Origin of the sequence: Enterococcus sp. DIV0724b, from assembly GCF_050531475.1 — a bacterium.
Classification (GTDB): domain Bacteria; phylum Bacillota; class Bacilli; order Lactobacillales; family Enterococcaceae; genus Enterococcus_L; species Enterococcus_L haemoperoxidus.
This window is the reverse complement of record NZ_CP172890.1, coordinates 674,758-687,123: the sequence shown is the minus strand read 5'-3', so window position 1 is coordinate 687,123 and position 12,366 is coordinate 674,758. Positions and strand designations below refer to the sequence as shown.

Sequence of the window (12,366 nt, the reverse complement as noted above, 5' to 3'; positions counted from 1 at the left end):
CATAGTCTTTGACTCATTTTAACATTGAAGATGAATAGAAGTCAATTTGAAATAAATTACCGAGCTGCTTTTGCCTTTTCCAACGCAGTAACATAATCAGGTTCTTCCGCAATTTCTGCAGAAATTGCTTCGTAAACTATGTTGCCTTCTTTATCAATCACAAAAATGCCACGAGCTAAATGTTCCATTGCTGGAATAAATAAACCATATGCTTCGCCAAATTTGCCATCAGTATCATGTAAAATTTCCATATCGACACCTTCAGCTGCACACCAATTCGCTTGTTCTTCTTTTGTATTATTAGAAATCGTAATGAATTTTACCCCTTCAACATTCGCGGCTTCTTGATTGAAACGTTTTGTTTGTAATGAACAGATTCTAGTATCGATATCTGGTACAACACTGATCAAAACCGGTGTTCCAATAAAATCTGATAGATTTACTATTTTATCGTTTAAATTTCCTAATGAAAAATCAGGGGCTTTCGTGCCGATCTCAGGTTGTACACCAATTATTTCTACTTCTTCGCCTTTTCTTGTAACTTTCATTAATTTTTCCTCCTCTAATTTAAAAGCTGAATGCGTTGTTGGTTAATGAAGCTAGATACTTAAGCTTCAAAGCTCACTCAGTTAAATTTCTCTCTCTATTTAGTATAGAGGAAGGACGAACAGAAGACAAAGTTCTTGCTTTCTATGCTCGTTTACTTGAAAAGGTTTCATCAAAATAAATCAATGTCTGTAACTCTGTTGTTAAATCGATATATTGAACATTCACATTATGAGGTACAGTTACTCTGTCCGGCGCAAAATTCAAAATTGCAGTAATACCAGCATCAACGATTTTATCGATCGCCTCTTGTGCAAATTGACTTGGTACCGTGGAAATCGCAACAGTCACACCCGTTTTTTTAACTTCTTCTGCTAAGTTTCCCATTGGTTGGATAACAATATCGTCGATCGTTAATCCTACAAGTTCTTCTTCAGAATCAAATGCACAAACAATGTTCAGGTTTTCATTTCTTCGGAAATTATTTTTTACCAATGCTTTTCCTAAATTACCACAACCGATCAAAGCAATGCGTTTTTCTTCTTGCGTATTTAAAATATGACTAAAAACTTCAATCAGGTAAGGCACATCATAGCCATAGCCACTGCGTCCTAATTCACCTAAGTGGGAGAAATCTCGACGAATCGTCGCTGATGGTACTTGGATCACATCACTAAATTCTTTCGATTTGATCCGAGTTACACCGGAATCTCCTAACATTTTCAGATAACGCAAATACAAGGGTAGTCTTCTTGCGGTTGCTTTGGGCATTTTTTTTTCTTTATGTAATTCTTTCATTTTCCAACCTCCTTGTTACTTTTTTCACATATATATAGTTTAGCATGCTTAAAGATCGTGGGCAACTTGTTTGTGAAAAAAATAGCAGGTATTAGAAAAAACTAATAAAAAAGAACAGATTCGATAGCGTTATCAAGTCTGTTCTTTCAACTTTTATAGTAAATCAGAAAATTCTTCGTTTTGTTCGCTCAGTTCAGTTATTTCACTAACTTTTAAACTAGCCATTGACCGTGCCATCAGTCCTTCTATATCTAGTCTAGCTTCATAGGCTTGAGCTTTATCTAATTTGGGTCTGGTTTTTGGTTGAGGTGGCGCAAAAATCGTACAACAATCTTCAAATGGTTGAATGGCCAACTCAAAAGTATCGATTTTTTCAGCAATTTCGATGATTTCACCTTTATCCATCGATACAACTGGGCGAATGATTGGTGTTGTGGTTACTTCATTGATTGCTACCATGCTTTGTAATGTTTGTGATGCAACCTGTCCCAATGATTCTCCATTGATGATGACTAGCCCTTTTCTTTGAACACGTATCGCATCAGTCAAGCGCAACATCATTCGACGTGTCACCGTCATTAAATAGCCTTCAGGCACTACTCGTTTAATCTCTTCTTGGATTTCCGTGAACGGTACTTCGATGAACTGTATACTACCAGCATAAGGCGCAATTTTTGCAGCTAGATCCTTAGCTTTTTGTAGAGCTTGCTCACTTGTGTATGGCGGGCTAGCAAAATGGACAGCTTCCACTTCTACACCTCGTTTCATTGACAAGTAACCTGCAACAGGTGAATCAATTCCACCAGAAAGCATCAACATACCGCGTCCACTAGTTCCAACAGGCAATCCACCGGCACCACGAATCGTTTCATAAGAAAGATAAGCACCTTCTTTGCGGATTTCTACACGGATTTCAATATTTGGTTTTTTCATTTGTACAGCAATTTCTGGAAAAACCTCAAAAACAGCACCACCAAGTTCTCGGTTTAATTCATTTGTATCCAATTCAAAGCTATGATCAGAACGTTTAGAGGTAATTTTAAATGTTTGCCCTGGCTGATAGGCTGATTTTATAATCGTTTGGACCATTTGACGAATTTCTGGCATTGTTTTTTCTACACGAACACTTGGAGAAAAATTTTGAATACCGAAAACTTTTTCTAACTTAGGCAAGATTTGTGCACTGTCCTCACCATTTAATATTAGGTGCATCCGATCTCGGTCAGCATGGATTTTGACAGCTGGAAAATCACCAAGTACTCTTTTGACATTTTGGGCTAATTGAGAGATAAATAATTTTCTATTTTTCCCTTTCGTTGAAAGCTCGCCGTAACGAACCATAATTTCAGTGTATTTCACAATTTTTCAATCCTTTTCTGTAAAGCTTGATTTTTTATTCCATTAGCTATTTAACACTAAGAATTTTTTATATAGTTGATTAAAAATAATCATAAATTGTTCCGCTTCTGCAATCGTATTGCTTTCATCTAAGCTAAGACGAATGGCGGATGTTGCTAAATCGTCAGGTACTTTCATAGCGTGCAACGTGCTGCTAGCCATTTTTTTCCGACTTGAACAGGCGCTAGTCGTTGATGTATAAATTTGTTTTTCTTCTAATGCATGTACAAGCACTTCTCCCCGAATTCCTTTTAAAGCAAAACATAAAATATGAGGTGCAAAGTCAAATGTTTCTTTTGAAAATACCGTAACATTGGTATATTCCTGCAATGCTTCGATCAAATAACGACGAATCGTTGCAGTATGCTCTGGTTTTTCTGCTTTCTTGTCTGTATACAAACGTAACGCTTTAGCCATAGAAACGATCCCAGCAACATTTTCAGTCCCGCTTCTTTGATCATTTTCTTGACCACCACCCGTTAATAGCGGTGCAAGCTTACGACCATGTTTCCAATAAATAAACCCTACACCTCTAGGACCGTGAAACTTATGAGCAGAAAAAGTGGCAAAATCCACGCGAGGTGTTAACCATTGTTCTTGACTGACTTTACTGATTGCTTGAACCGCATCCACATGAAAATGAATCGTTGGGTAATTTGCTAAGCAGTCACTAATTGCTTTAATCGGCTGGATTGAACCTATTTCATTATTCACTGCCATGATCGAAACAAGGATCGTATCCTTACGAATCAATTTAGCTAATTCATCGACTTTCACAAATCCGCGTTCATCAACTGGAGCAATTGAAAGTTCAAAACCATTCTCTGCGAGTTGTCTTGCTGTTTCAGAAACAGCTGGATGTTCAATATTTGAAATAATGATATGACGACCAAACGACTTCTTCTCTAAAGCTGTTCCTTTTAAAACCCAATTATCGCCTTCCGTACCACCACTTGTAAAATAAATCTCGTTTGACTTTACTTGGATCAAATCAGCTATTTGCTTACGAGCTTGTTCCATCAGACGACTGGCTTGATTGCCTAAATCATGTAGACTAGACGGATTCCCAATAATACGTTGGCTTACTTTTACATATGTATCTAACGCTTGTGGATAAATCGGTGTTGTTGCACTGTTATCAAAATATATCATCTAAAAAACCTTCTTCTTTTGAAATTCTTTCCTATTATATACTTTCTATTTTAGTAGTTCAACCAAACTACTAGAATTCATTAAATAATAAATTGAAACAAACAAAAAGACGAGACCACAGTCTCGCCTTTTTACATTTTACTTACTATTACATTGCATCAAGATTGTTGAAATAAAAATCTTCAATTCTTCTAAATGCGCCTGGCTCCACTCGTTCAAGTGCAGTTCCAATCTCATCTAAAGCATCTTGATATCTGTATTCTTTTGAAAATAGTTCTAAACTGTTTTCCATTGCTACACGAATCGCTTCATGTGTGTGACGGTAACGGTTTGCATACTGCATCATTTGTTCTGTCAACGCTGCAGAGTTAACTAAATCTTTGGTTTTTTTATCTAGTAAGTCTAAATCTTCATTACAAAGATCAGAAAGTTTTTTGATTTCTTCCATATTGATTCTAATTCTGTTTAGAGCTTTACTTAATTCTTCAATACGATCAGTTGCTACAAAGAAGAATTCCAAGTAATCAGCTGGCAATCCAGGTAAACGTTGTTTCTCAACATATCGTTTGATGTTGCGTAAACGGAAATCATATTGATCAACTTTTTCTTGGGCAGCTTTTTCGCCTTTGCGCAATTCTTTTAATGAGTCATCAATTTCAACTTGTTGATTTTCAATATCATCCAAAATTTTGTAGCAATCTTTGAAGAATGCTTGTACTTCTGAATAAGGAATTGTATGTTCATTCATTTTTGGTTCAAAATCTTCATAACGGCGAATCAGTTCTTCGATCTCTGTTTGGAAACCTCTTGAACGTCCTAACTCATTATGGTTCAATGTATAACTTTGTGATATATGATCTAATTCAATCATCAATTGACGATTATTTTTCAATGCATGAGCAATATAATCTCCGACCACTTTATGGTTCGTCATCACATATTTTTTAGCGTTGATCTCACGTTCCATGATTTCATATAGCGCATCAATTGCATTAGCTGTGTCACGATTAGCAACTTCTACTGCATCGACTTCTGTCTTCTCTAAATCGACTGTTGAATTTTTGACACGTTTTTGAACACGTCTTAGTTCATCTTCGAAATTCTTTTCAGGGAATACATAATGATCTGCAAGCAGGCGTTTGTATCCTTCTTCGATCTCTTTTAGTTGATCCGGGAATGTCCGATTCAGTTCGTCGTAAAGTGGTGGAATGCGTTTCATCACATCGTCTAATTCATACGTATGACGTTCAGCATTTTCCAAAACTTCACGCGCTTCGATTGGATCTCCTGACGTATTCAATGTCACAAACTGAGTAAATTCGATTTCGATATTTTTGATTTGCTTTTGTAATTCAGGATAGGCAGAACCAAATTCTGATTTTTCATCATGAAGTAATTTACTGATTTCTTCGTAAACGTCTAAAGCTTTTTGGACTTCAAGTGAATTACGTTCTTCACTTTCACGTAATTCTTTCAATCCATTACGGATGATCTCAACTTCTGATTCCATCTCAGTCATTGTTTGATCAGCTTCAGCAACTGCTTTTTTCGCTTTCATAAAACGGAAGGTTTCATTTAAATTCTCAACTTCAAAAATCTGACTTTCTAGCTCTGCAAAAGAACGAGTAGAAATCTCGGTCCAACGCTGATTCCATTCTCTAAACGTGTTCTGACTTTGCCCGACCATGTGCATCTTTTTGACATCGTCGACCTCTTCAATCACTGGTAAGTCGAACAGTTCTTCTTTCCTCTTTTCCAGATCATCGAGTTTCATTTGATTTTTCTTTCTCATAAAATAACCAACTAAATACAAAACTGCTGCGATGATTATTATAGCTAAAACTACGATAATGATCAGATTATTCTTCATTCATGGTTCCTCCGTTTATTAGTCCATATATGATATGTAGCAGCCGATAAATAACGAAAATAGCTTTATCTGCCGTTACATTATGCTCTTATCTACTTAAATTTTCTTAAAAACACCTACAGAAAATTATAGCACAAACCAGTCCATCAAGCACTAACTAATTGTATTTTTTTAAGAAATATTTTGAGTTTGCACAATTGTAACAAATCCATTCCAACTATTAGTCAGTTTAACCGACTTGTTCTATATTTTGCAACTTTTTGCACATATCACTTAAAGTATCCAACTGCAGGTCAGCCAGTTGCTGGTCCATTCCAAAGCGAGTATCTTTTAAGGCCCACACAACTGTGCCTGCATCATGTGCTGCACGAATTCCTTTTTCAGAGTCTTCGATGGCCAGACAATTATGGGGCTCAATGCCCATTTCTTGTGCTGTGTATTTATAGATTTCGGGATTTGGTTTACTTTTTTCAAATTTTGTGCCGCTTACAACCACATCAAAATAACTTGTTAATTGCCCAACTTTCAGGACTTCTTGAATCACTTCCAAAGTTGAAGAAGAAGCTAAGCCTATTTTATAGCCTTTCCTTTTAAAAAATTGCAAGACTCGTTTAGCATCTGGATCGATCAAATTGGCGTAATCAATAGGATGTTCCTTTTTATACTGGTGATATTTCTCGCTCAAGAAAGCTTCATCATAGATTGTATCATTAACTTCAAAAATCGTCTCCCATAAGCTTCGCATATCTGCTCCGATAAAGGATGGGATCGGTATTTGTTCAATAGATAAATCATATTCTTTAAGAAATGCTTTTCTACGTTGATAATAAAACCCTTCACTATCGACCAACACGCCGTCCATATCGAAAATAATTCCTTCATATTCCTGCGTCATTTTGGCGCTCCTTTTTTTGACTATTCTTATTCAGCTCTACCAGTCTAACAAAAGTTTGAAAAAAAATGAAGAAATTTGTTGAAAATAAACGGAAAAGAACGAATAATTATCATTTTTACAGTTGCTTTTCAGACCATATTTCGGTATTCTTTTACTATTATAATGAAAAATCTATTAAAATTAGGAGTGAAAAAAGTGAAAGTCATAAAATTTGGAGGTAGCTCATTAGCCTCTGCAGCACAATTAGAGAAAGTTTTACAAATCGTAAAAGAAGACGCTTCACGAAAGTTTGTTGTTGTTTCAGCTCCTGGTAAGCGTTCTTCACAAGACATTAAAGTAACAGATTTACTTATTACTTACTATAATACCTATTTAAATAATGAAAATACCACTGAAATTATCGGAAAAATTGTTGGACGTTATGAAGCGATTTTAGATGAGTTAGGTATTAGTAAGGAAGTTTTAGGCAATATTCAGCAAGCGATTCAAAACTTAGCAACCTTACCTAAAGAAGATAATCCCCATTTGTTAGATGCTTTTTTGGCTAGTGGTGAGGACAACAATGCTAAATTAGTAGCTTCATTTTTCCAACAACGTGGCTTGAATGCCCGTTATAAAAACCCTTTAGATCTTGGAATCATTGTGTCAGATGAACCTGGTAACGCACGCATTTTGCCTTCTTCTTCAAGTAAAATCAATCACTTTAAAACAACAGAAGAGATTCTAGTGATTCCTGGATTTTTTGGTTTCACTGAAGCGGGGGATATCTGTACGTTTTCCAGAGGAGGATCAGATATCACTGGTTCGATTGTAGCCGCGGGTGTAGAAGCTGATATCTATGAGAATTTTACTGATGTAAATGGAATTTTTGTTGCCCATCCTGGTATTGTTCACGAGCCAAAAACGATCAAAGAACTAACTTATCGAGAAATGCGGGAATTGGCTTATGCGGGTTTTGCTGTGCTTCATGATGAAGCCTTGATGCCTGCTTATCGTGCCAATATTCCGGTGGTCATCAAAAACACAAATAATCCTGAACATCCTGGAACTTTGATCACCACTTCTAGAACAGTAAAACACGATCCGGTAGTTGGGATCGCCAGTGACCAAGGATTTGCCAGTATTTACATTAGTAAATATTTAATGAATAGAGAATTAGGTTTCGGTCGGCGTTTACTACAAATTCTGGAAGAACTAGGACTTAGTTACGAGCATATGCCTTCTGGAATTGATGATATTTCGATTATTTTAAGAGAGCGTCAGTTAACGATTGAGATCGAAGAAGAATTAATGAAACGTTTAGAACATGAACTGGAACCTGATGAATTGCGGATTACTCATGGTTTATCGATGCTAATGGTCGTTGGTGAAGGGATGCGTCAACGAATTGGGGTCATGGCTGACAGCACTGCCGCTTTAGCTTTCAACAAAATCAACTTGGAAATGATCAACCAGGGATCTTCTGAGGTCAGTATTATGTTTGGCATTCGTGAAGATCAAGAGACAAAAGCGATTCAGGCATTATATCAAACATTTTTTAAAAGCTGATTAACTAATTTATGCACAGAAAACTCTAAATAGTAGTTTTCTGTGCTTCTTTATAGAAAGCATTTTATTCGTGAAATGATTGGAGTACAATAATAGTAAGATAGTTAATATGAAAAGGTGGGGTAATTATGATTGAGTTAGTGAATGTCAGTAAAACTTATGGAACCAAACAAGCCTTGAAAGAGTTAAGTTTGACGATTAAACAGGGAGAAATTTTTGGCTTTCTTGGACATAACGGTGCAGGTAAATCCACAACAATCAAAAGTTTAGTAAGTATTATTCAACCATCCAGCGGCGTAATCAAGGTTGATGATTTAGACCTATCCGAAAATCGGCAAGCAATCAAGAAAAAAATTGCTTATGTTCCAGATACACCTGATATATTTTTACAGCTAACCGCTGGTGAATATTGGGATTTGATCGGTGCTGCATATGAGCTTGATAACACACAAAAACAAACTCGTTTGAATGAGCTTGCTTCTTTATTTGATATGTTGAGTCATCAAGATGAAACTTTAGCCAGTTTTTCTCATGGTATGCGACAAAAAACTATCATCATCGGTGCATTATTACCTGACCCTGATATTTGGATTTTAGATGAGCCTTTGCAAGGTTTAGATCCTCAAGCGGCCTTTGATTTAAAAGAAATGATGAAAGCGCACGCTGCTAAAGGAAAAACAGTGATTTTCTCAACCCATGCTTTAGATACTGCACAGCAGTTATGTGATCAATTGGCTATATTAAAAAAAGGCGAGCTCATCTACAACGGTTCTGTCAATGAATTATTGGAACAATCCCCCAACGAATCTTTAGAAGCAATTTATTTAAAAATGGCGGGACGTCAATCGGATACACAATTATTGACACATATTGAAGGTGATCGTTATGAATAAAACACAGTTGGTTGAATTAACACGGGTCAACTTACGTTATGCCAATCCTCAAGTAACAGATCGAGCTCGAAGAAAAGGCAAGAATGGAAAAGCGTTAACTCGAGCACTGGTCAATCAATATTTACTTTCTGGGGTTTTATTTTTAGTCATCTATGGGATGACAATGTTCCTTATTGATTTCAGTCAGATGCCTGGTTTCTTTACTTATTATGTAGCTTTGTTTAGTATTTTGGCTTTTTCACAAGGAATCTCAGTTATTTATAACGTCTTTTTTGAAAGTCAGGATTTACCAGCTTATTTGCCTCTGCCTTTTCGCCAAAGTATGATTTTTACGGCGAAGATCTTAGTTGTTGTGCTAACGGTCACCCCCTTTGTCTTTCCAATGCTTGTAGTATTTTTATTGACAGGATGGCGGGCTGGCATTTTTCTACCACTCGCAATTGTTCTAGCAATTTTACTTTTTTTGTTAGTCTTAGCAACAGTCTTCGCTATTTGTTGTCTGATTGTTTTTGGATTAACAAGAACGAAATTTTTTAAAGAACATAAAAAAGTCGTTACTAGTTTGTTATTAGGTATTTCAATGACGATTGCAATTGTCGGAATTGTTTTTATGAATGGACAAAGCTCTGACACTCAAACAGGCCAAATAGATCGTCATCCTATTGCCCTTTTATTGCCGTTGTTCCATATTGTATCTAACCCCTTTTCTATGTCAGGTATGCTCAGTTTCGTTGGATTGATTGCCTTATTTTTAGTGTTGATGTTGGCTATCAAAGTCTTGATTCTGCCAAAATTTTATGAGCAATTGACCGATTCAACCACTGCCAAAGGTACAGGTCGGAAAAAACATAAAGCTAATCAAAATTTAGGACAATTGCTTACAAGTTATAATACGCAGTTATTGAAAGAACCCAATTTAATTATGCAAGTATTGTCTAATTCTTTACTGATGCCTGTCATTTTTATAGTGACGTTTGCGATTGGCGGTTCAATGAATTTAAGTCATTTGGATTCTCGTTTTATTGGTGTTGTCTTTTTAGCCGGAATTGCTTTAACATGGATGACGATCAATCAGACTTCTTTTATCAGTAATCTAATTTCTCTTGATCAGGAAAATTTCAATTTTGTACAGTCTTTGCCTATTTCAATGTCTAAATATATGAAACAAAAATTTTTCGTTGGCTTTATTGTACAAACCGTGTTAAATGGCGCGATTGCTTTGCTTGGTGGGATTGTGTTCCGGTTGCCGCTTCTCTTTATCCTAAGTTTATTGACCGGTTCATTGTTAGGTAGCTATCTACTTTGTCTACGATTTTTTGCAAGAGATTATCGCTTTATCTCGCTAGATTGGACAAGTATTAGTCAATTGTTTAATCGAGGAGCTGGAAATGTCGGCTTAGTAATTACCATGTTAGGCTCGATTTTTGGCAGTTTGATTTGTTTGGTACTTTATGGTTTCGCCGCAATGTATTTGCCCTTTTGGCCACTCAATTTAGGTGTACTCGCAATTATAGTCGTCGTGACGTTTCTGTGGATTCGTCATTATCAAAAAAACTTTTGGAATCATTTTGAGTAAAAATTACTCTTCTACAAACGATTTGCTTTTTTCCCGCTGTTTATTCAAAGCAAGAGCTCAAAACAAAACTGCTTTTCAGTTTTGTTTTGAGCTCTAACTGTTTTCTATAAGTTTATTCCGTTTCAGCAGCTTTTGTTTGCCTCTCTATTTCTGCTTTGATCTTTGGTTCTGGTGCAAAATCGGCTTCCCAATTATCTGGTTTTAATACTTTGTGCGTTACTGGATGGTAGTGTGGCTTACCATCTGGAAATATTTTCCCCATGTTGGCTTCATGAACGATGGAAAATATTTCTGTTGGATCAACGCCTAATAATGAAAATGAACCATACGTGAAATACAATAGATCAATCAGCGCATCTACTTGTTCCACCAAAGGGTCCGTTACTTTCTTTTGCTTACCAAGCACCTTTGCTTGTGCTTGATCGACAGACACTTTTAACTGATTTACTAATTGGTTAAAGACTTCTGAATCATTGTTCGCTGATCCGTATAAAAATTCAACTAACTCTTCCACTTTAAAACCAGCTCGATCTGATGCTTGTTTAGCAGAAAAATTGGTTGGAGTTTTAGGTTTTCTATTATCAAATTTTGCATGAAATGCTTCAGTTTTTTCAAATGGATTATCGATTTTCATTGGGTTCCTCCTAATTTAAAAGCGGAGCGGACTCGTTCAGTCTCGATTGGAGAATAGGAAAATATATTGTGACGCTTTCTGTCACCTGCAGACTTTATCTTTTTTCCACGAGAATAGTCCGAGTAGCTAGATAATACATCAGTAACAACGTTCAATTTTTTTCCGCAAGTTTAGTCCGCACAACTAAACAATTACACCGTAATATTTCAATGCCTGATAAATCCCGTCTTCTTCATTTGTTCCAGTCACATATTTTGCAGTTTTTTTAACCTCAGCTTCTGCGTTGCCCATTGCAATACCAAGAGCAACACCGTCAAGCATTTCTAAATCATTCCAGCTATCACCAAACGCCATTACCTCATCTAATCTAAATCCAAAGTATTCAGCACATTTTTGAATGCCCACAAGTTTTGAACCGCCACTGGGAATGATATCCACTGTATAGGGATTTGATCTTGTCAATTTACAACCTGGTAATTTCTCGTACAAAAAATCAAGCTCTGATTTAGGGCTTAATAACACACATTGATAAATCGGTTCTTTTAAAACATCCAGGTCATGATAACGTTGTGCCTTTCTATGAATCGAGAAGCGACTGATCAAATTCTTTACAAGTCGTGTAGGAAAATGCTTTGGAAAAAAATGAACCAGTTTTTTCGCCCATTTCTTTTGCCCAAAACGCATAAGTGAACTACCTTCTATACTACGTCTTGAGCCGAACGTGATTTGACGATGGTAAGAATCTGAAAATGCCACAATTCGCTTTAATGTTTCATCAGAAAAATGTTCTGATCGGATCGTTTCTTCCTTTGTATAAACCAGTTGACCATTGTAAGTAACAAAAACGTCTAGATTCAATTCATCAACTTGCTGGCTTAAATGAACTGGTCCGCGACCTGTTGCTACTCCGCAAATGATTCCTTGTGCTTGCGCCTTAGCAATTGCTTGTTTAGTTGATGCCAAGGCCTTAGCATTTTTGTTCACTAATGTACCATCGATATCAAAGAAAATAGCTTTAATCATGGTATTCCTTTCTCAAATGAATCTGTATGTTAT

General features: G+C 36.3%; 11 protein-coding genes and 1 other annotated feature (1 of these 12 only partly in view). Of the genes, 3 read left to right on the top strand and 8 right to left on the bottom strand.

Annotation, left to right across the window (positions count from 1 at the left end; genetic code table 11):
• Positions 1-12 (bottom strand) — a binding site (T-box leader) (it extends 207 nt beyond the left edge of the window).
• A 44-nt stretch (positions 13-56) separates the two neighbouring features.
• The 6 genes from tpx to IGJ02_RS03165 form a co-directional block, all read right to left on the bottom strand.
• Positions 57-548, bottom strand: a complete 492-nt coding sequence (gene tpx, locus IGJ02_RS03190) for a thiol peroxidase (protein WP_010760365.1) — start codon at positions 546-548, stop codon at positions 57-59.
• 142 nt (positions 549-690) lie between these two features.
• Entirely contained in the window at positions 691-1,344 is a 654-nt protein-coding gene (locus IGJ02_RS03185; protein ID WP_010760364.1) for a redox-sensing transcriptional repressor Rex, read from the bottom strand.
• Between the two features lie 153 nt (positions 1,345-1,497).
• Complete coding sequence (thiI, locus tag IGJ02_RS03180) at positions 1,498-2,703, bottom strand: tRNA uracil 4-sulfurtransferase ThiI (RefSeq protein ID WP_430603271.1); 1,206 nt, start codon at positions 2,701-2,703, stop codon at positions 1,498-1,500.
• Positions 2,704-2,745: 42 nt separating this feature from the next.
• A complete protein-coding gene (locus IGJ02_RS03175) occupies positions 2,746-3,894 on the bottom strand; it encodes a cysteine desulfurase family protein (protein ID WP_430603269.1) in 1,149 nt (382 codons plus the stop codon).
• Between the two features lie 148 nt (positions 3,895-4,042).
• Complete coding sequence (gene ezrA, locus IGJ02_RS03170; protein ID WP_010760361.1) at positions 4,043-5,764, bottom strand: septation ring formation regulator EzrA; 1,722 nt, start codon at positions 5,762-5,764, stop codon at positions 4,043-4,045.
• A gap of 229 nt (positions 5,765-5,993) precedes the next feature.
• Positions 5,994-6,659, bottom strand: a complete 666-nt coding sequence (locus tag IGJ02_RS03165) for an HAD family hydrolase (protein ID WP_010760360.1) — start codon at positions 6,657-6,659, stop codon at positions 5,994-5,996.
• A 195-nt stretch (positions 6,660-6,854) separates the two neighbouring features.
• Between IGJ02_RS03165 and IGJ02_RS03160 the strand changes: the two genes are divergently transcribed.
• From IGJ02_RS03160 to IGJ02_RS03150, 3 genes are all read left to right on the top strand, one after another.
• Positions 6,855-8,207, top strand: a complete 1,353-nt coding sequence (locus IGJ02_RS03160; RefSeq protein WP_010760359.1) for an aspartate kinase — start codon at positions 6,855-6,857, stop codon at positions 8,205-8,207.
• 128 nt (positions 8,208-8,335) lie between these two features.
• Positions 8,336-9,100 carry an ABC transporter ATP-binding protein gene (locus IGJ02_RS03155; protein ID WP_430603266.1) on the top strand — a complete coding sequence of 255 codons (765 nt, stop codon included), beginning with the start codon at positions 8,336-8,338 and terminating at the stop codon, positions 9,098-9,100.
• Positions 9,093-10,676, top strand: a complete 1,584-nt coding sequence (locus IGJ02_RS03150) for an ABC transporter (protein WP_430603265.1) — start codon at positions 9,093-9,095, stop codon at positions 10,674-10,676. Before IGJ02_RS03155 ends, IGJ02_RS03150 begins: the two co-directional genes overlap by 8 nt.
• A 112-nt stretch (positions 10,677-10,788) precedes the next feature.
• On the opposite strand, the gene IGJ02_RS03145 is transcribed toward IGJ02_RS03150, so the two are convergent.
• Entirely contained in the window at positions 10,789-11,310 is a 522-nt protein-coding gene (locus tag IGJ02_RS03145; RefSeq protein ID WP_430603264.1) for an HAD family hydrolase, read from the bottom strand.
• A gap of 183 nt (positions 11,311-11,493) precedes the next feature.
• The gene (locus IGJ02_RS03140) at positions 11,494-12,333 is read right to left on the bottom strand and encodes a Cof-type HAD-IIB family hydrolase (protein WP_430603262.1); all 840 of its coding nucleotides are present in this window, start codon (positions 12,331-12,333) and stop codon (positions 11,494-11,496) included.
• Positions 12,334-12,366: the final 33 nt, after the last annotated feature.